Annotated in this window: 20 protein-coding genes and 1 pseudogene; 13 read left to right on the forward strand and 8 right to left on the reverse strand. The window is 65.2% G+C overall.

Annotation, left to right across the window (positions count from 1 at the left end):
• Positions 1–394: 394 nt before the first annotated feature.
• From AC5RVS_RS15930 to AC5RVS_RS15970, 9 genes and pseudogenes are all read left to right on the forward strand, one after another.
• Positions 395–892, forward strand: a pseudogene (locus AC5RVS_RS15930) (amidohydrolase family protein); the annotation flags it as partial.
• A gap of 37 nt (positions 893–929) precedes the next feature.
• Positions 930–1,244, forward strand: coding sequence for a hypothetical protein (locus AC5RVS_RS15935; RefSeq protein ID WP_494109001.1), 315 nt, complete (start codon positions 930–932; stop codon positions 1,242–1,244).
• A 552-nt stretch (positions 1,245–1,796) separates the two neighbouring features.
• A complete protein-coding gene (locus AC5RVS_RS15940) occupies positions 1,797–2,003 on the forward strand; it encodes a hypothetical protein (protein WP_494108867.1) in 207 nt (68 codons plus the stop codon).
• Positions 1,996–3,201, forward strand: coding sequence for a cupin domain-containing protein (locus AC5RVS_RS15945; protein ID WP_494108868.1), 1,206 nt, complete (start codon positions 1,996–1,998; stop codon positions 3,199–3,201). The genes AC5RVS_RS15940 and AC5RVS_RS15945 overlap by 8 nt, the downstream gene beginning before the upstream one ends.
• A 10-nt stretch (positions 3,202–3,211) precedes the next feature.
• Complete coding sequence (locus tag AC5RVS_RS15950) at positions 3,212–4,117, forward strand: ferredoxin family protein (RefSeq protein ID WP_494108869.1); 906 nt, start codon at positions 3,212–3,214, stop codon at positions 4,115–4,117.
• 248 nt (positions 4,118–4,365) lie between these two features.
• Positions 4,366–4,851: an iron chaperone gene (locus AC5RVS_RS15955; protein WP_494108870.1), complete on the forward strand. Its 486-nt coding sequence runs from the start codon at positions 4,366–4,368 to the stop codon at positions 4,849–4,851.
• A gap of 245 nt (positions 4,852–5,096) precedes the next feature.
• Positions 5,097–5,666, forward strand: coding sequence for a hypothetical protein (locus AC5RVS_RS15960; protein ID WP_494108871.1), 570 nt, complete (start codon positions 5,097–5,099; stop codon positions 5,664–5,666).
• A 56-nt stretch (positions 5,667–5,722) separates the two neighbouring features.
• Entirely contained in the window at positions 5,723–6,304 is a 582-nt protein-coding gene (locus tag AC5RVS_RS15965; RefSeq protein ID WP_494108872.1) for a dihydrofolate reductase family protein, read from the forward strand.
• Between the two features lie 755 nt (positions 6,305–7,059).
• The gene (locus tag AC5RVS_RS15970; RefSeq protein ID WP_494108873.1) at positions 7,060–7,680 is read left to right on the forward strand and encodes a hypothetical protein; all 621 of its coding nucleotides are present in this window, start codon (positions 7,060–7,062) and stop codon (positions 7,678–7,680) included.
• A gap of 185 nt (positions 7,681–7,865) precedes the next feature.
• On the opposite strand, the gene AC5RVS_RS15975 is transcribed toward AC5RVS_RS15970, so the two are convergent.
• The 3 genes from AC5RVS_RS15975 to AC5RVS_RS15985 form a co-directional block, all read right to left on the reverse strand.
• The gene (locus tag AC5RVS_RS15975) at positions 7,866–8,234 is read right to left on the reverse strand and encodes a cupin domain-containing protein (RefSeq protein WP_493987076.1); all 369 of its coding nucleotides are present in this window, start codon (positions 8,232–8,234) and stop codon (positions 7,866–7,868) included.
• 203 nt (positions 8,235–8,437) lie between these two features.
• Positions 8,438–9,511, reverse strand: a complete 1,074-nt coding sequence (locus AC5RVS_RS15980; RefSeq protein WP_494108874.1) for a DNA polymerase IV — start codon at positions 9,509–9,511, stop codon at positions 8,438–8,440.
• A gap of 273 nt (positions 9,512–9,784) precedes the next feature.
• Positions 9,785–10,621 carry an aldo/keto reductase gene (locus AC5RVS_RS15985; RefSeq protein ID WP_494108875.1) on the reverse strand — a complete coding sequence of 279 codons (837 nt, stop codon included), beginning with the start codon at positions 10,619–10,621 and terminating at the stop codon, positions 9,785–9,787.
• Positions 10,622–10,774: 153 nt separating this feature from the next.
• Between AC5RVS_RS15985 and AC5RVS_RS15990 the strand changes: the two genes are divergently transcribed.
• Positions 10,775–10,963: a hypothetical protein gene (locus AC5RVS_RS15990; RefSeq protein ID WP_494108876.1), complete on the forward strand. Its 189-nt coding sequence runs from the start codon at positions 10,775–10,777 to the stop codon at positions 10,961–10,963.
• A 58-nt stretch (positions 10,964–11,021) separates the two neighbouring features.
• On the opposite strand, the gene AC5RVS_RS15995 is transcribed toward AC5RVS_RS15990, so the two are convergent.
• Together AC5RVS_RS15995 and AC5RVS_RS16000 are read right to left on the reverse strand one after the other, a co-directional pair.
• Positions 11,022–11,276, reverse strand: coding sequence for a hypothetical protein (locus AC5RVS_RS15995; protein WP_493987083.1), 255 nt, complete (start codon positions 11,274–11,276; stop codon positions 11,022–11,024).
• 111 nt (positions 11,277–11,387) lie between these two features.
• Positions 11,388–12,284, reverse strand: coding sequence for a ribonuclease Z (locus AC5RVS_RS16000; protein ID WP_494108877.1), 897 nt, complete (start codon positions 12,282–12,284; stop codon positions 11,388–11,390).
• 298 nt (positions 12,285–12,582) lie between these two features.
• On the opposite strand from AC5RVS_RS16000, the gene AC5RVS_RS16005 reads away from it, so the two are divergent.
• Positions 12,583–13,164 (forward strand): DnaJ family domain-containing protein, encoded by a 582-nt coding sequence (locus AC5RVS_RS16005; protein WP_494108995.1) that lies wholly within the window; start codon positions 12,583–12,585, stop codon positions 13,162–13,164.
• 30 nt (positions 13,165–13,194) lie between these two features.
• Here AC5RVS_RS16005 and AC5RVS_RS16010 read toward each other — a convergent pair whose 3' ends face one another.
• Positions 13,195–13,818: a uridine kinase family protein gene (locus AC5RVS_RS16010; RefSeq protein WP_494108878.1), complete on the reverse strand. Its 624-nt coding sequence runs from the start codon at positions 13,816–13,818 to the stop codon at positions 13,195–13,197.
• A 152-nt stretch (positions 13,819–13,970) separates the two neighbouring features.
• On the opposite strand from AC5RVS_RS16010, the gene AC5RVS_RS16015 reads away from it, so the two are divergent.
• A complete protein-coding gene (locus AC5RVS_RS16015) occupies positions 13,971–14,750 on the forward strand; it encodes a lipoate--protein ligase family protein (RefSeq protein ID WP_494108996.1) in 780 nt (259 codons plus the stop codon).
• Positions 14,751–14,809: 59 nt separating this feature from the next.
• The gene (gene moaA / locus AC5RVS_RS16020) at positions 14,810–15,919 is read left to right on the forward strand and encodes a GTP 3',8-cyclase MoaA (protein ID WP_494108879.1); all 1,110 of its coding nucleotides are present in this window, start codon (positions 14,810–14,812) and stop codon (positions 15,917–15,919) included.
• 138 nt (positions 15,920–16,057) lie between these two features.
• Here moaA and AC5RVS_RS16025 read toward each other — a convergent pair whose 3' ends face one another.
• Positions 16,058–16,687, reverse strand: a complete 630-nt coding sequence (locus tag AC5RVS_RS16025) for an MBL fold metallo-hydrolase (protein WP_493987088.1) — start codon at positions 16,685–16,687, stop codon at positions 16,058–16,060.
• On the reverse strand, positions 16,684–17,772 hold the full coding sequence (locus tag AC5RVS_RS16030; RefSeq protein ID WP_493987089.1) for an S-(hydroxymethyl)mycothiol dehydrogenase: 1,089 nt from the start codon (positions 17,770–17,772) through the stop codon (positions 16,684–16,686). The genes AC5RVS_RS16025 and AC5RVS_RS16030 overlap by 4 nt, the downstream gene beginning before the upstream one ends.
• Positions 17,773–17,817 lie beyond the last annotated feature (45 nt).

Consider the following 17,817-nt stretch of genomic DNA (forward strand, 5'->3'; position numbering starts at 1 on the left):
AAGAAGAACGCCGAACGGTTCGCAGGAACCACCGATCCCAAGATCTTCGCGCTCGGCCAACGTCGCCTGGATCAACCAACCGGCTGAAACGGAAGAAACAGCCGCCTAACTCCCACTGGCCTCAAAGTCCGACAAATACCGTTCCAGCGGCGCACCAGTGCTGCTGCCTGTTCCGCCAGGATGCCTTCAATAGGGTGACCCCTTTGACATCATGGCCGAACGCAAGGAGAAGGGCCTTAACAGCTTCGACGAGATCTACCGTAATGCTCTCGCTGCCGCCCGGTCGGGGGCTGCCCACGGCACCGGTTTTATCCGCTCGCAGGTCGACGTCACCGACCCGGACCTGATAGCTCTGAAGGCCATCCTCCAGTTGAGCGAGGACGTCGAGGACTGGATGGAGATACAGATCGTCGCCTTCCCGCAGAACACCGTGCTCTCCTTCCCCCGGGGGCCGGAACTGCTTGAGGAGGCCCTGAAGATGGGAGCAGACGCCATAGGGGGGATCCCGCACAACGAGGCGACCCGTGAGGACGGGGTCTCGTTAAAGATCATTTTCGATCTCGCTGAGAAGTACGGCGTCCCTGTCGACGTCCACTGCGACGAGATCGACGACGAGCAGTCAACGTTCATCGAAGAGATGGCAGCGTTCGCCAGGAGATCCGCTATCGGCGCCCCCGTCACCGCCAGCCATGTGGTAGCAATGGCGTACTACAACAACTCGTATACGGCGAAGATCACCTCCAATCTGCAGGCCGCGGACCTCAACTTCGCCATTTGCCCCACCGAGAACCTCGCGCTCCAAGGCTGGAAAATGGTGCCGGTGCCCCGCGGGGTCGCACCGATTAAGCGGTTGACCGAGGCCAGGCTCAACGTCGCGTTCGGGCAGGACTCCATGTCCGACCCCCGTTTACTCCCTGGGGGAGGGCAACATGCTGCGGATCCTGGATGTGGGTCTGCACGTTGGGCACATGCTCTACGGCCCCTACCTCGCCAACGCGCTCGATTTCATCACCTCCCACGGCGCGAAGAACCTCGGCATCTCGGACCGCTACGGCATCGAGGAGGGCAAGCCCGCCAACTGCATCGCCCTCGACTGCGCCACCGACAAGGAAGCGGTCCGGCACCAGGCCGATGTGCTGTGCTCGGTGCACAGTGGCCGGACCGTCTTCACCCGGCAACCGGCGACCTTCGCGACGAGCATGGACGGCTTCGCGAATCGTGAGAGCCCTCAGGGTTGGCACTAGACTTTGTGACGACTCTCAGCTTTTCCCTTCGCACTCTCCCTCCCATACACCACGGGCAAAAGCTCGGAGCAGACCGTACCGCAGCCGGGTACACCTGCACGCCGCTACAGCCTTGATGGACTGCGGTTCGCACGGTGTAGCACAGCCTCATCATCACTGTGAGGTCGGTGGCGGTTGCTTTCCTCGTCGGGGGAGTGAGCCTAGTGGGTGCTGCTCGACATTGCTGCAGGCGGGGTCCGGACCGTTCGCTTCTCAGCCATCGATCTGGAGAGACTCGGATACCCGGTCGCCGCGAATCTCCTGCTGACCTGGCTCGTTGCGGTCGGGCGCTGGAAACTGGTCGAATCGGGTTGCCGGTGCTGGATCAGTTGCCTCAACGCGGATGTTCCCAAACTCAACCTGTGCCGATATGTTGATCGCGGGCGGTGCAAGGAGGGATCGCACGGCCCAACGATCAGTCACAGATAACGGGTACTGATCTCAGCTATTCGATTCCAGGAGGAAGCATGACTGACCCCCAGAAGGATCCGGAGGAGCAGGAAGGCCCGGCGGATGGCGGCGCAGCCGGTGTTCCCGGCGTTCACGACGGTGGTGCTGATGGCGGGGCCGACGGTGGTGCTGACAGTGGTGCTGATGGCGGGGCCGACGGTGGTGCTGACGGTGGTGCTGATGGCGGTGCTGACGGTGGTGCCGACGGTGGTGCTGACGGCGGAGCACTTGGCGGTGGTGCCGAAGAGTCGGACAGCCGCTCTTGAGTAGCGCTCGAACTAACCTTCAGGATCCCGGCGCCACGCCAAGGCCCGGGATCCTGGAGACCCGCCTCATTGGCGGAGGACGCGAACAGTTTGCCCACCACGCATGGGGACGAACGGCGCTGCTTACGCGCAACGCCAGCGACTTCTCGGATTTGTTCTCTGCCGGGGCAGTCGACGAACTGACTTCGCGGCGGGGACTGCGCACACCCTTCCTCCGTGTCGCCAAGGACGGCTCGACACTACCCGACTCAGCATTCACTTCTTCCGCCGGGGCTGGCGCGACCATCTCTGACCAACTCGACGACACCATGCTTTGGCGAAGGCTCGCCGACGGTGCCACACTCGTCCTGCAGGCGCTGCACCGCACGTGGGAGCCGGTGGCAGACTTCTGCACCAAGCTGAGCTCGGAGCTAGGACACCCGGTTCAGGCCAATGCCTACATCACCCCACCCCAGAACCAAGGATTCGACGATCATTACGACGTCCACGACGTCTTCGTCCTGCAAATCGAGGGAACCAAGCGCTGGATCATCCACGAACCCGTCCACCCCGACCCGCTGCGTGACCAGCCCTGGACCGATCACCGCTCCACAGTTGCTGAGGCGGCGAAAGGCGAAGCGTACATCGACGCGGTGCTCAAGCCCGGCGATTCCCTTTATCTGCCGCGCGGCTGGTTGCATGCCGCCAAGGCGCAGGGCGAGGTATCCATTCACCTTACACTCGGAGTCCACAACTGGACCCGCTATGCGTTGGCCGAACAGCTGGCTCAGGCGGCGCTTGAACTGCTTCGCGACGATCCAGAGATGCGCAAGTCGTTGCCACTAGGTGTCGACGGCCCCACTGGCGAGCTCGACATCGTCCGCGAACGCCTCGCCGTAGCCGTCACTGAGGCCGATTCCACTCCCCAGTTCCACCGCACGCGACGAGGACAGGGACGCCCGGCCCCGCTAGGACTGCTGGACCAGCTAGCGGCCGTCGATCACCTCGGCCCCGAGTCCCAAGTGCGGCTGCGTGATGCACTGCAACCACGGTTGGAGGATTCACGCCTGACCACGCGCGTGGGTTGGCTCGACTTCCCCGAAAAGGACTTGCCGTCTGTGACCCGGCTGCTCAACGGCAAGGTTCACACTGCGAACGATCTCGGCGTCGAACTCGTCGAAAGGCTCTTGCGAGCCGGCGTCGTCGTTCCTGCGAAACAGTGATGACACCACGATGCCTGCCACCGAACGCTTCTTCTGCGCCGAAGGCGCCCGGACACGCGGCGACCCGCTGGCAGGCACAGCACCCCGCGGCTTCATCTGGGTCCTCATCGAATACCGAGGCGGGTGGCCGACTAACGGCTTCAGCGACCTCGATCTCGAACCCGAAACCAAAGCACTCGTATTTTCCGCTGCGCAGGCGGCGCGGGCCCGGGTGCTGCTGGTACGACGGCACGGCCGCAGAAGCCGCAAGGGTCCCGGCCGCTGGGCTGTGCTGCGCCACGAGAACTCCGGTGCCCATCGCCAGCAATGGGGAATGTGGACCCGTGATGAGGATCTGGCGCAGATCGCCCTAGCCCTCAAAACCCCCGGTGAGCCCGGCCTGCAGCCCGTCATTCTGGTGTGCACCCACGGTCGGCACGACCCCTGCTGCGCTTCGCGCGGACGGCCCGTGGCACGAAGACTGAGTGAACGCTGGCCGGAGCTGGTGTGGGAATGCACGCACGTAGGCGGTGACAGGTTCGCCGCCAACGTCATCGTTGCGCCCGACGGCGTCTACTACGGCGGTCTAGATGCGAAATCATCCGTTGCGACAATTGAAGAACACCTCGCCGGCCGTATCCACGCAAAGCATCTGCGCGGATACACAGATCTCGCCCAACCACAGCAAGCCGCTGTCGCGGCCGCGCTGAAATGTTTCGGCCCCGCCAGCCGTCATGACTACACGATCACTGACGCTGTCCGCGACGGCGATCACTGGCGGATTCGCATCACCGGCCGGCCGCCACATGCAGGGAGTATTGAGGTCGAACTGCAGGCACACCGTACTCCGCCGTGTCAGCTGACCTGCAGGGGACCGATGATGAGCTCAGTCACGGTCTACGAACCCACTTCGATCCGCCACTTTTCAAGGGCATGACCCAGCGGCCGCCGGGATTTGTCCTCGCAACAGACCCGGCTACGAGATGCCCGATATAGTCGACGCGTGTTGGGTCGGGGACCAGGGGTATTGCGACACCGCCAGCATGGATTTGAAGGCGTTAAGCCCTGGCCGCCGAGCAGCGCGACGCCGACCGACGGCAGTCGAGAGGCATGAGGACCCCCCGGCCGGACAACGTACAGAAAGTGATGGATCGGTCGGTGATATTTGGCGGCGGCAATCTATGAGTGCAGCTGTACTACGACCGGGCGAACACGATCGCTCAAGATGCGACCGTCGCCCGCCCTGACTTCGGCGAAAGGGAGACCACCATGACAGCGAGTTCGATCATCGAGTACATCGACCGGCACGACGGTGATGTACGGGATCGGCTGCTGACCGTGTACGAACTGATCCGGTCGGCCGTGCCCGATGAAGCGGTTGAATCGATCAGTTGGCGTATGCCAACCTTCAAACTCGGCACCGAGCCGTTGTTCTTCTTCACCGGAACAAAGCGCCACATTGGGTTCTATCCGACTTCAGACGTGATCGCGCATTTCTCGACAGAGCTGGCCGCATATGGGACCACAGAGCACTCTATCCAGCTGCGCCATGATGCCCCCTTCCCGACCGAGCTCATCCGCGAAATAATCGCCTGGCGGCTACAGCAGCTGCCTTCAGACAAGGTTGAGTCAGTCGCCTCGGCGCACCGCACCGTTCCGCCACCGGCCTAGCTGAGTGACCCGTCCCACACGACCATCACTCAGCGGGCACTTGCTCGGGCATTCAGCTGCACTAGAATTTTTTCGGCGCGAAACAGCGAGACAGTCGAGCTTAATGGACCAGTTCCCTGAATGGTCGCTATAGCTCCGAAGTGTCAGCAGCATGCCCGGAACGACTGGGATAAGCTCGCGTGGGACCGAAACCAGCATCGAATCCAACTGTAAGGGGCGGGGATTCCTTGGATCTGTGGGGCGGCATGAGCCGCGACGAACTCCGCATCTTTTGTTGGGTTGCGGCCACCGTCTTTGCGCTTGCGGCCGGCGTCTGGCGTCCGCGCAGGCCTCATTGGACTGCGCTTGGTTCCGTCCTGCTCTTCGCGGCCCTCAACGCGGGCGCCGGGATCTACGTCCTGAACCACTTCGGTGATTCGCGCTGGTCCGCAGGGGGAGAGCCGCCGCTGACCGCTCCGTCGTTTTCCGGGACGCCTGTCGTGGGGCAGTTTCTGGGCCCGCTGGACTCCGCTCTGAACGGAGTGGTCGGTGGGGTGAACGAGTTCCTGGCATTCAAGCAGGCACTTCCCGTAGCGCTGGACTTCCTTGCCGTGTCCGGATGGGCCCTGCTGGTGTCGTTCCCGCTTGCCATTCTCGCCGCCGGCATCAGTTACGCCGTAGCCAAGCGCCGAAAGGCGGACTTCGAAAAATACCGTGCCACCGTTGACCTGCTCAAAGATGAGCTCGAGCAGATCAAGCGGCAGATCGCGTCAGGGAATTCCGTCGGCACGGCACTCCCTCCAGGGGATGAGATCGCTGACGGGCGGCCTGACTGAGACGCAGAGGATGAGAGAAGTGGGTGCCGGAGTTGGCGTAAAGCAAAGGAGAGCCCGTGGGCAAGGTGGTCATGTACGGCTCGGTGTCGGTGGACGGCTTCGTCGCGGACGAGAACGACCAGCCCGGACCCCTGTTCGACTGGTTGTCCAGCGGTGACGTCCCGTTAGACGAGAGCGGCGAGGTGAAGGTGTCGCAGACGTCCTACGACTACACCCGGCCGTACTGGGACCAGATCGGGGCGACAATCGTCGGCCGCCACGTCTTCGACATGACGGACGGCTGGGACGGGAAGCCTCCGAGCGGGGTCGACCACGTGGTCGTCGTGACGCACCGGTCGAAGCCTGAGGGCTGGGACCCCGAGGCACCGTTTCACTTTATCGACGGCGTCGAGGCAGCCGTGGCCAGGGCGCAGGAGCTCGCGGGTGACCGCATCGTCGAGGTCGCCGCTGGCGACGTCGGTGGCCAGGTGCTTGCCGCGGGCCTGGTCGATGAGGTGCGCATGGACGTCGTACCCGTCGTGTTTGGGTACGGCAAGCGCTACTTCGGGTCGGTCCACGCACAGCACCTGTTGGAGGATCCCGACGTGGTGATTCAGGGCAACCGAGTGCTTCACCTGCGCTATCGGGTGCGCCGTTGACCTATCTGAGCGGGTACGCGAAGAAGTCCACTGCGAACGGTGACACAAGATCGGGCCTCCGGCTGCGTTTGCGCATCGCTGCCTTGGGACCGACGCGACAGCCAACATCCAGCCAGCGATTACACCCTCAACTGCGAAGAGCCACATTTGCTTGCTAGTTGGACGCTAGTTCACTTTGACTGTCTTGGTACGCTTGGCCATCCTCCTTTGGGGAATTTTGAGCTGCCTGAGCATAAATCGCCGCATTTGAGCATCGCTCATATGGGTCGTTTCTTAGAGGCCGTTGTGCGATCCGGACCTGGTTGGAAGAATGACATGCATCTGCGAAGTAAAGACGAGGGCAGAGGTAAGTCGCGGGTTCGTTCCGTCAACGATTGGCGCCTTGGGCAAGCACTGGAGGAATTTGGTGCGGGAAATAACCTTAATCTGAGCATCGACATTGCTTCCGCCCCTATTCCCACCCGTAGGTGTGACGTTTTCGCCTGCCTCCTGATATCCCATTCGAAACTGGGAGAAGCGGTACATTTCATCTTCAACGGGTTCAATACACCCTCTATTCAAGAGGGTAGTGGGACTGCGCCAGAACCCGTTGACAGTCGGAAACCGCAGACGTACGTTGGGGGCACTGTGCGCCTGGCTGGGGGAAGGAACGCAGGGACCGTGGTTCTCTCAACGGACCTGTCGCCACTACGGCAACCAACGGATATCCGCGCAGGACGAGCGACCAGCCCTCCTGCCACGCCAGGAGTCTCATCATGACCATCAAGAAAACACTGCGCCTGCCCATTTTCATTGCTCTCGCCCTCGTCGCGGGGACCGCGCCGGCCATTGCAACGCCCCAAGAGGAAACCCCCACCCAGTGGCCGCCCGAGGACACGGGGGGGCACTATCTACCGGTCCCCGACGATTACTACGCTCCAATAGAGATCGAGGCATGCGGCACGACCGTCACCCTGGAATCCGGAGACGTTCGGGAAGTCCACTACAAAGCCCGGGTTAGGCAGAACGGGTCAACACTGGTGAAGTTCCGGGGCGATGCCACCGTGGACCTGACGCGCGCCTCGGACGGTGCCTTCATCGACGAACTCGACGTCTCCGGACCGGGCTTCCAATACTTCTCGGCCGATCAGTTAACCATCGTCGACTCGCTCAAGGGTGCCTCGATCATTTACCCCATAAGCCCCGCTGATGCCGCGGCGCTGGAAGAAGAAGGCCTACCCGAATTCTTGTACTTCGAGCGGGGGTGGCTGGCCTTCCATATTCAACTCTCTGAGGATCCGGAGGTGATGGAGCCAATTTCGGTGGATATCGTGATGAACACCACTCGGCACGTTCACGATGTGTGCGAAATGCTGGATGAGGCGGCCGAGAAGTAACACGTCCTCCTCTCCGGACTTTGGGTAGGAGGACGCCGAGGTTCAACCGTGTCTTGGCGGCGGCGAGCCCAGGACGCCTGTATTCGGGGGATTTAGCCTGTCTTGTGCTTCTGGTGGTCGACGGAAAGAGGCGACCCCAGAGGGGCCGTCAGTCGTGCCAGGTGCGGCGACTGGAGATGACGCTCTTAGTCCTGTCGCTTGGCGTAGTCGCTGAATCCTTGCCAATCAACGACCACGCATTGCTCATCTCCTACGACCCATGCATCGTGACCTGGCGGGACGGACATATAGTCGCCGACGGTGAACTCGTTTTCCTCCCCGTCGTCCATGACGATCTTGAGTCGTCCGGACAACACATAGCCGGTATGGGCCACCTGACAGCTGTCCGTCTTAGCAATGGGTTTCACGTGCTTGGACCACTGCCAACCGGGCTCGAAAACCGCCCGCCCGACGGCGCCTGCCTCGAGATTGATCAAATCCAGCTTTCCTTTGCCGTCCTCGAAAGGCCGGGTTTCTTCGGGCTCGTTTAGACTCTTGCGGATCATGGGTGCCATGAGGGTCTCCTTTGAACCAGACGTGCAATGCGCACAAGTTTGGCAGCACCCCGGGAACGGGGTCAATGCGTCCCGGCCTGACGAGGACGTCTGCATCGTTGTCGGCAGTACGGTGATCGCTTCGAACGGGGTCGCTAAGCCCAGAGGCTGCAACGGCTGCCGTCTTCACGCCTAAATAGTCGCCAACAAGGCGAGCGCCGGCGTCACCAACCGCCGCGCGTCGGCGTGTGTCCCTTTCGGGCGTCGTCGGGCATTGCCATTTCGGCCCGCAGGCCTAGGAGTCGGATGGGACGGCCCGCTTCGATTCCGGCTGCGAGGTCCAGGGCCCGCGCAAGGATTTCGTGCCGGTCGAATGTCTCGGGAATCTTCCTCGCATGGGTTTTGGTGAAGAACGGTGCGTACCGAACCTTGAGGGTCAGCCCGACGACGGGCCGTCCTTCGGCCACAACATCCTCAAGGACACGCGTTGTCAGCTCCCTGACGGCCTCGTCCACTTGGGCGGGCTCGGTCAGGTCCCGCTGGAAGGTGGTCTCCCGGCTGTGCCCGCGGGCAACCCACGGGGTGTCGTCCACAACGTTGGCGCCGTCCCCGCGTCCGAGCTCCGCGTACCAAGGACCCATCTTGGGGCCGAACTCCGGGACCAGGTCCTGAGGGTCGGACGCGGCGAGCTCGGCGACGGTGTTGATGCCGAGCTTGGCCAGCCGGCCGGACACTTTGGTGCCGACGCCCCACAGGTCCTTGGTGGGCCGCCCGCCCATGACGTCGAGCCAGTTCCCGGCAGTGAGACGGAAGACGCCGGCCGGCTTGCCGAAACCGGTGGCGACCTTGGCGCGGACCAAAGTGTCGCCGATGCCCACGCTGCAATGCAGCTGCGTTCGCTCCAGTACAGCGGCCTGCACCTGCCGGGCGTAGGCTTCCGGATTCTCTGTTTCGACGCCGACAAATGCTTCATCCCAGCCCAGCACCTGCACGGTGGCGCCGGGCTGCGCGCGCAGCGTAGTCATCACCGTTTCGGACGCCGCGAGGTACGCCTCGTGATCAACGGGGAGGATGACGGCATCGGGCACTTTCCGGGCCGCCGTGCGTAAGGGCATTCCGGAACCCACGCCGAACGCCCTGGCTTCGTAGGATGCGGTCGAGACCACAGCCCGTTCCGTGGGGTCGCCCCGACCGCCGACAATGATCGGCTTGCCCGCAAGCTCCGGCCGCCTGAGCACTTCGACCGCAGCGATGAACTGGTCGAGATCGACGTGCAGCACCCACGGGATTCCGCTCACGCCACCAGTCTGCCCTAAACGTCCCTGGCAAGCATCGGCTCTCCACCGGGTGTGGCCGCCTCCTGGGTCTTCTCCCTCGTCATCGGTTACGGCGCCCCCAGCGGTCTTCAGCTCACCAAAGCCCTCGACGTCATTGTCGAATTGCTGAGTGTGCGCTGACCGCTGCAACTGCCGGTCGATGAGCCGGTACCCAACCGCGGACATGGCCTACCGGCTCCGATGAGCCGAGACGGACGCGGTCTCGTTCCCGCGCGCCGACAGCAACTCCTCGTCTCAGTTGATCTGATCAGGGTGGGAACCGATCCGGCCGTCCCGGCGGTCGAGGCTGGCCAGGCGCTCCATGGCGGCGTTGTCCAGCGTGAAGTCCCAGACATCGAAGTTCTCCGGAATCCGGGGACCGGTGGCTTTGGGGATGGCAATATTGTCCAGCTGGAGGTGCCAGCGCAGGACCACCTGTGCAGGGGTTTTGCCCAGATCGCGGGCCAGGTCCACCACGATAGGATCCTTCAGCGCTGCTCCCCGGGCCAGGGGACTCCAGGCCACGGTGCGGATGCCGTGCGCCGCGTTAAATTCCCGCAGTTCCGCTTGTTGGAACCACGGGTGCAACTCGATCTGGTTGACCGCCGGGACGATTTCGGTGTGTTGAAGCAGCTGTTCGAGATGTTTTGGGAGGAAGTTCGAAACGCCCACCGCCCGAACGCGCCCCTCACGGTAGAGGCGCTCAAGCGCCTTGTAGGTTTCCACAAACAGACCACGCTTGGGCTGGGGCCAGTGGATCAAATACAGGTCGATGTAGTCGAGCCCCAGCAGCCGGGCAGAATCTTCAAAGGCCCGGAGCGCCTGGTTATAGCCGTGGTTATGGTTGTAGACCTTGGTGGTAACGAAGATTTCCTCGCGGGAGGCGAGCCCGCCGGCCGTGTATTTGCGGACTGCCTCACCTACCCCCTGCTCGTTGCCATACAGGGCCGCGGTATCGATATGGCGGAAACCGGCCTCCAGAGCGCGATAGCAATGCCCGGCTGTCTCCGGCGGCGGAATCCTGGCCGTGCCGTAACCGAGCCGATCTATCCACACACGGTTATTGAGCGCTGTCTTCTGCTCCGCCGCCATGGACGAGACTCTAGTCTTTCAGGGACTCCTGTCACCATCGTCGCGGCCCTAGACGAAGGGCGGACCCTCACTGTGCATGAATCCGCGCGCGAGCGGCCCTTGGCATCCGCCGCTGAGGGGAGGACGATTAAAGGACCGACACGAAGGAGGTTCGTGATGTGCTACGCCTCGAATAAGGATTCCCGCTGGGGCTTCCGCAAGGAAGCCGCGAACACGCCGGAAACCCGCCGCGAAGACAAGGACACCGGGCGCGAAACCTGGACGAAGACTGATGACTCCGAAGTGATTGCCTTCCTCGACAAGTCAACAGTGGAAGAGCCAGCCAGCGACCGAACCACGTAGCCGAAACCGTACGGGATAAGTGAAGCCCCGCAGTAAATCTGCGGGGCTTCGTTTGCGCCTACTGGCTCGGCGATTCATCCGGGTCGAAATCCTCCAGTGGGGCTCCCAGCCGGTCGTCCGCCATCCCGCCTTCGAGCGGGTCGGACAGAGTCTCGTCCACGGGACGTTCGGAGTCCGTATCGATCCCGGCGTCAACAAGTTCCGGCGGGACCGCGTCGGCGCCCTCATCCGGGATGACCGGGTCTTCACCCTGAATGTTCAGTTCGGGATCCGGCAGGTTCTGTTCGTCTTCCGGACGGTTCTGCTCGCTCATAGCAGCCTCCTTCGATCGGTGATCCAGTTTGCGCCTAGGTTGCCACCGTAACCCGTTCGAGCCGACAGGGAAACAGGCCGCCAGCCCGAAACGGGGCACATCGGTGGGTTATCACCGAGGACCAGTCCGCCGGCGTTGGGGAAACGGGATCAGGTCTAGGTCCTTGGCCGCAACCACCTCTGCCCCTCCAGCGCGGGCCTTCGCCTGGGCCTCGAGCGGGACCAGGTCGGCGTAGCGCGAGGAGAAATGGGTGAGCACCAGAGTGCCCACGCCGCCGCCGGCAGCGAGTTCACCCGCCTGTCCAGCGGTGAGGTGGCGGTGCCGAACTGCCAGGGCTCCGTCGTCGTCGCTGAAGGTGGACTCCGCCACGAGCAGGTCAGCGCCATCGGCGAGTTCCTCCGCCCCGGCGCAGAGCGCGGTGTCCATCACGAAGGCGAAACGCTGTCCCGGCCGGGGCACGCTGACCTCCTCCAGCCGCACCCCATTCAAGACTCCTTCCCGCTGCAGGCGGCCGACGTCGGGGCCGAAAACCCCGGCCGCAGCCAGCCGGTCGGGCAGCAGGGTGCGGTCGTCGGGTTCGACCAGCCGGTATCCGTAGGCCTCGATCCGGTGGTCCAGCGGGCGCACCTCGAGGCCGTCGGCTATGGCCCCGGCGCCGCCGTGCGGGTGCAGGCGCAGGTCAAGTCCCGGGGAGGCAAGCGAGATCAGACCCCGGACCACGTCCCCGCCGGAGGCCGGATAGTGCAGGTGGACCGGATGCTCCACGCCGTCCAAAACCATTCGCGAGAGCACGCCGGGCAGTCCGTAGCAGTGGTCGCCGTGCACATGCGTGAGGCAGATGCGTGTGATCCGGCTGGCCGAAACCCCGGCCAGGATCATCTGCCGCTGCGTTCCCTCACCCGGGTCGAACGGCATGCCCTCGCCGTCCCACCGCAGCAGGTAGCCGTTGTGGTTGCGGGTCCGGGTCGGAACCTGGGAGGCGGTGCCCAAGACAACAAATTCGCGCATGCCGCCGAGTCTGCCATTGCGAAGGCTCCGGCGGCCACCGTTGGGAAGGGGGCTGGCGCGGGCCGCCGCGGAGTGGCGCGGAGCGGCGTGGACCGGCGCGGAGTGGCGCGGAGTGGCCACACCCGGAGCGGCCGCAGACCCGTCGAACGGCCGCATGAAGGGCGGGGACGCATTGCTGCCCGGTAACCGGGCTGGGAAAATGTCAGGAACGGCCCGGTGGCTGAGCATCCGGGCAGGTCGTACTGGAGGCGGTGTCGGACGGGTGAATAGCAGGGCAGCGGGTGACAACGGCCGGCGGATGGAACGCGCCGCGGAGTTGCGGGCTTCACGGGAGCGCGGGCCGGCCGACGCGGAGGCCGACGCGGAGGAAGAGGAGCGGGCCGAGGCCGAAGAGGAGAAGCACCGGAAAATCCGGGAGCTGGACACCTCCCGGCGCGCGGACTACCTGATCCGGGAGGCCATGGCCCGCGGGGAGTTCGACGATCTGAAATACGCCGGCAAGCCGATCCCCAACCTGGGCAACGGGTACGACCCCGACTGGTGGCTCAAGGGGCTGATCGAGCGCGAGAACCTCACGGGGCTGGGCCCCGAAGCCCTGCTGCTGCGTACCGAGGACGCCGAGTTGGACGGACGGCTGGACCAGCAGATATCGGACCGGCGGGTGCGCGAAATCCTGGAGGACTTCAACGCCAGGGTGGTCAACGCGCGGCGCCAGCTGCAGGGCGGTCCGCCGGTGATCACCAAAACGCGGGACGTGGAGTATGAACTGGAACGCTGGCGCGAACGCCGGGCAGCCAGGGCAGCCGCGGCGGCACGCGAGGTACCGGAGCCCGAGCCCAAGCGGCCATGGTGGCGCCGGATGTGGGATGTGACCGAATAGTCAGGGGCGCTGCTTCAGTAGGTTGCCGCGCTACTTCCGCTGGGCGGCCGGTGTCCGGCGCAGGGCGGCCAGCTCCCTCTTCACCTGCCGCTTGGCGACAGGGCGAAAACCCGCCGCCACATAACGGTCGCGCACGGCGCGCTCGGAACGGAAGATCGCCCAGCCCCGCTTGAGCAGGAACGGCAGCGGTTTGCGGTGCTCCCGCAGGTCGCGCACGAGGCGGCGCACCGCCGTCGTGAGGGGGGAGACCCTGATGAAAACGGGGTCCACCTCCGCCCCGAGGCCGCGCAGCCGACCGAGCACGGCGTCGGCGAAGATGCCCTCGGCAATCACCGGCCCCTCCGCGAGTTCCACGGTGCGGTGCCCGCTGTAGCTGGAGGTGGCGATGGAATAGTTGGGGATCCGGGTGCTGCCGGTCTCCAGCAGTTCCATCATGGCGCCGGCCGCGGCGCTGCTGTTCCAGGTGTCGGCATGGTCCCAGTCGATTTCCCCGTACGGGGTCAGCGGCATGGGGGACGCGCCGGTGTGCTCGCTGATCTCCCGATAGAACGCGTCGAGCTCCACATGCGGACGGCCGAACCGCGCTGCCAGGTAGGACTTACCGGAACCGGAGACGCCGCCGAGCAGCACGAGCGGGGTTTGGGGAGAAGTCACAGGGCTATTATTCCGTGTCCGGCACCGTGGCAAGGTCCTCGAATGCCCGGACTCGGCGCGGACGGCACTTTACGGTCCCGGACCGTAAAATGGCAGGGGCATCCGCCGGGACCGGCGGCGCGGATCAGCAGGTTCAGGAAGCAGGCATCACTTTGGAGCAGTCAGCGCAGGGCCTTGGCGGGCTTGACTGGGTCCGCCAGCCGGATTCTTTCGGCGCGGAGGCGGACCTGCAGTTTGGACTGGAGCTGCTGGCCGCGGCCAAGCAGGGACGGCTCGGCGCTACCGTGCGCGTCTACCGCCCGGCACCCACGGTGGCGTTCGGGCAGCGGGACGCACACCTGCCCGGCTTCCAGGAGGCAGCCCGCCGCTGCCGCGACCTTGGATTCGAACCGCTGGTGCGCAAGGCGGGCGGCCGTGCCGCGGCGTACCACCACGGCTGCCTGGTGCTGGACCATGTGGAGCCGCTGGCCGACGCCATTGCCGGCGCGAAGCAGCGTTTCGGCCGGTTCGGTGAGCTCATCGCCGGCGGTTTGCGCGCGACCGGGCTGCAGGCCGGCGTCGGCGAAATCCCGGGGGAGTACTGCCCGGGAGAGTTCAGTATCCACGGCGCGTTCCCGGTTGATCCCCTGCGCCGGATCAAGCTGGTGGGCACCGCGCAGCGGGTCGTCGCCGGTGCCTGGCTGTTTTCCTCCGTCGTGGTGGTGGAGGACTCGGCGCCGCTGCGCGAGGTGCTCACGGCCAGTTATGACGCACTCGGCCTGGAATGGGATCCGGCGACGGCCGGCGCGGCCGAGGACCTGCTGCCCGGCCTCGGCGTGGACCCGGTGGAGCAGGCGCTGCGGGCCGCGTACGCCGGCTACGCAGACGTGGCGGACGGAGCGTTTCCCGACCTGCTGGCGCGCCTGCGGGTCCCGGAACCGGCCCCGTTGTAGTCGACGCCCGGCCAGCCTAGTCTGGAGGGGACCTCGAGTCCCGGCAGCGGAGGCACACCATGGACGGGCCAGCGCAGCACGGTCCGCACACCCTCAACGACGCACTGGGCCGGCCCCTGCGGGATCTGCGGATCTCCGTCACTGACCGGTGCAACTTCCGCTGCGTCTACTGCATGCCCAAGGAAGTATTCGGACGCGACTTCGTGTTCCTGCCCAAGGACCAGCTGCTGACCTTCGACGAGATCGTCCGGGTGGCCCGGATCGCGGCCGCGGAAGGAGTGGAAAAGCTCCGGCTGACCGGCGGCGAACCGCTGCTGCGGCGGGGGATCGAAGACCTGATCGCCGGGCTGGCCGAACTCCGCACGCCCGAAGGCCGTCCGCTGGACCTGGCGATGACGACCAACGGCTCGGCGCTCGCCGGTAAGGCGGAGGCGCTCAAGGCGGCGGGGCTGTCCCGGGTGACCGTCTCGCTGGATTCGGTTGACGACGCCACCTTCCGCGCCATGAACGACGTCGACTATCCCGTCGCCGCCGTGCTCGAGGCCATCGAGGCCGCGGGCGCCGTCGGGCTGGGCCCGGTCAAGGTCAACGTGGTGGTCAAGCGCGGCCAGAACGACGGCGGCGTCCTGGCTATGGCGCGCCACTTCCACGGGACACCCCACATCGTCAGGTTCATCGAGTACATGGATGTGGGCTCGACCAACGGCTGGAACCTGGAGCAGGTGGTCCCGTCGGCCGAGATTGTGCGGCGGATCGATGCCGACCTTCCCCTGGAACCGCTGGCACCCCGCTACGCCGGAGAGACGGCCACACGCTTCAGGTACCGCGATGGCGGCGGCGAAATCGGGACCATCTCCAGCGTCACGCAGGCGTTCTGCCACGGCTGCACCCGCGCCCGGCTGAGTACCGACGGGAAGCTGTTCACCTGCCTGTTCGGCACCGGCGGAACAGATCTGCGCGCCCTGCTGCGCGGCGGCGCGGACGACGACGAACTGGGGCGCGTGCTGTCCGGCGCCTGGCGGGGCCGCTCGGACCGCTACTCCGAACTGCGCAGCGCGGCCACCAAGGGCGTCGCAGCCGAAGGCGGGACCGGTCGAGGGCCGCGCGAGGCGCCCCCGGCCACCGGCTGGCCCGGGCAAAGGGTAGAGATGCACTACATTGGCGGCTGATCGGATGGCCGCACCGTCGTCGCGCGCGGATCGCGCCGCCGCCGGCGGCCGGAGCAGACCCCGGACAGCACACCGCCCGCACCCGAACCGGAATCCGGCGGGGCACGGGCGGTGCAGGTGGACTGTGCACGGACCTACTCAGTGGCCGCGGGCAATCCATTCGTCGAGCTGCGGAGCTTCGGCGCCGATGCTGGTGGCATCGCCGTGGCCGGTGTTCACCGTAGTCTCGGCCGGCAGCGTCAGCAGCCTGCCCTTGATCGACTCGATGATCGTCTCGAAGCTGGAGTAGCTGCGGCCGGTGGCTCCCGGACCGCCGTTGAACAACGTATCGCCGCTGAACAGCACGTTCTCCGATGCCAGGTGGAAGCAGACCGAGCCGGGGGAGTGGCCGGGGGTGTGGAGGGCCTGCAGCCGCGCCCCCGCGATCTCGAAGGTATCGCCGTCCTCGATTGCGTGGTCGGGTGCGCTGTCCGGGAAGACGGCGTCCCAGAGCATCCGGTCTGCGTCGTGCAGGTAGACCGGTGCCTTCACCAGGTCCCGGAATTCACCGACGGCGCGGATATGGTCGTCGTGACCGTGCGTGAGCAGGATGGCCTTCACCGTCCGGGAGCCGACGGCATTGGCAATGGCCTGCGGATCGTGTGCCGGGTCGATGACGACGACCTCGTCGCCGTCACCGACGATCCAGACGTTGTTGTCCACGTCCCAGGTGCCGCCGTCCAGCGAGAACGTGCCCGAGGTGACCAGGTTTTCGATTGCCACGCTCATGCTACTTCCACCACCGAACGCAGGACCTTGCCTTCGTGCATCTTCTGGAAGGCCTCTTCCACTTGGTCCAGCCCGATGCGCTCGCTCACGAAGGCATCCAGGTCCAGGTTGCCCTGCTTGTAGTGGCTGACCAGCATGGGGAAGTCGCGGGACGGCAGGCAGTCGCCGTACCAGGAGGACTTCAGCGAGCCGCCGCGGCCGAACACGTCCAGCAGCGGCAGTTCAATCTTCATGTCCGGCGTGGGCACTCCCACCAGGACCACGCGCCCGGCGAGGTCGCGGGCGTAGAAGGCCTGCTTGTAGGTTTCCGGCCGGCCGACGGCTTCAATCACAACGTCGGCGCCGTTGCCGCCGGTGAGCGCCTGTATGGCTTCCACCGGATCCTGTTCCTTGGAGTTGATGCCGTGCGTGGCACCCAGCGACTTGGCCAGCTCCACCTTGTTGTCGTCGATGTCGACGGCGATGATCGTGGTGGCGCCGGCCAGCTTCGCGCCGGCGATGGCAGCGATGCCCACGCCGCCGCAACCGATCACGGCCACGGATTCGCCGCGCTTGACCTCGCCGGTGTTGATCGCCGCGCCAATGCCTGCCATCACGCCGCAGCCGAGCAGCCCCACCGCGGCCGGGTCGACGTCGTCGTCCACCTTGGTGCACTGGCCGGCGGCCACCAGGGTCTTCTCGGCAAAGGCGCCGATGCCCAGGGCGGGGGAGAGCTCGGTCCCGTCCTCGAGGGTCATCTTCTGCGTGGCGTTGTGGGTGTTGAAGCAGTACTGCGCCTCACCGCGCCGGCAGGCCCGGCACTCGCCGCACACTGCGCGCCAGTTCAGGATGACGCGGTCGCCGGGGGCCAGGTTGGTCACGTCGGGGCCGACGGCGCTGACCACGCCGGTGGCTTCGTGGCCGAGCAGGAAGGGGAAGTCGTCGTTGATCCCGCCCTGCTTGTAGTGCAGATCGGTATGGCAGACGCCGCAGGTGAGGATGTCCACCAGCGCCTCGCCCGGGCCCGGATCGGGGACCAGGATGGTTTCGATGGAGACCGGAGCATTCTTTTCCAGGGCCACTACTGCCCGAACCTTGTGAACCATGCGGGAGTGATTCCTTCCTAGCGAAGTCTGGCGAGGCCGTCGTCG

This window comes from Arthrobacter sp. Y3221048, assembly GCF_059092685.1.

What these genes read in the sequence shown, in the direction of transcription:
- AC5RVS_RS15935 (WP_494109001.1), top strand. Translation starts at nt 930, where the DNA reads ATGCTGCGGATCCTGGATGTGGGTCTGCACGTTGGGCACATGCTCTAC.
- AC5RVS_RS15940 (WP_494108867.1), top strand. Translation starts at nt 1,797, where the DNA reads ATGGCGGCGCAGCCGGTGTTCCCGGCGTTCACGACGGTGGTGCTGATG.
- AC5RVS_RS15950 (WP_494108869.1), top strand. Translation starts at nt 3,212, where the DNA reads ATGCCTGCCACCGAACGCTTCTTCTGCGCCGAAGGCGCCCGGACACGC.
- AC5RVS_RS15960 (WP_494108871.1), top strand. Translation starts at nt 5,097, where the DNA reads ATGAGCCGCGACGAACTCCGCATCTTTTGTTGGGTTGCGGCCACCGTC.
- AC5RVS_RS15970 (WP_494108873.1), top strand. Translation starts at nt 7,060, where the DNA reads ATGACCATCAAGAAAACACTGCGCCTGCCCATTTTCATTGCTCTCGCC.
- AC5RVS_RS15975 (WP_493987076.1), bottom strand. Translation starts at nt 8,234, where the DNA reads ATGGCACCCATGATCCGCAAGAGTCTAAACGAGCCCGAAGAAACCCGG.
- AC5RVS_RS15985 (WP_494108875.1), bottom strand. Translation starts at nt 10,621, where the DNA reads ATGGCGGCGGAGCAGAAGACAGCGCTCAATAACCGTGTGTGGATAGAT.
- AC5RVS_RS15995 (WP_493987083.1), bottom strand. Translation starts at nt 11,276, where the DNA reads ATGAGCGAGCAGAACCGTCCGGAAGACGAACAGAACCTGCCGGATCCC.
- AC5RVS_RS16000 (WP_494108877.1), bottom strand. Translation starts at nt 12,284, where the DNA reads ATGCGCGAATTTGTTGTCTTGGGCACCGCCTCCCAGGTTCCGACCCGG.
- AC5RVS_RS16005 (WP_494108995.1), top strand. Translation starts at nt 12,583, where the DNA reads ATGGAACGCGCCGCGGAGTTGCGGGCTTCACGGGAGCGCGGGCCGGCC.
- moaA (WP_494108879.1), top strand. Translation starts at nt 14,810, where the DNA reads ATGGACGGGCCAGCGCAGCACGGTCCGCACACCCTCAACGACGCACTG.
- AC5RVS_RS16025 (WP_493987088.1), bottom strand. Translation starts at nt 16,687, where the DNA reads ATGAGCGTGGCAATCGAAAACCTGGTCACCTCGGGCACGTTCTCGCTG.
- AC5RVS_RS16030 (WP_493987089.1), bottom strand. Translation starts at nt 17,772, where the DNA reads ATGGTTCACAAGGTTCGGGCAGTAGTGGCCCTGGAAAAGAATGCTCCG.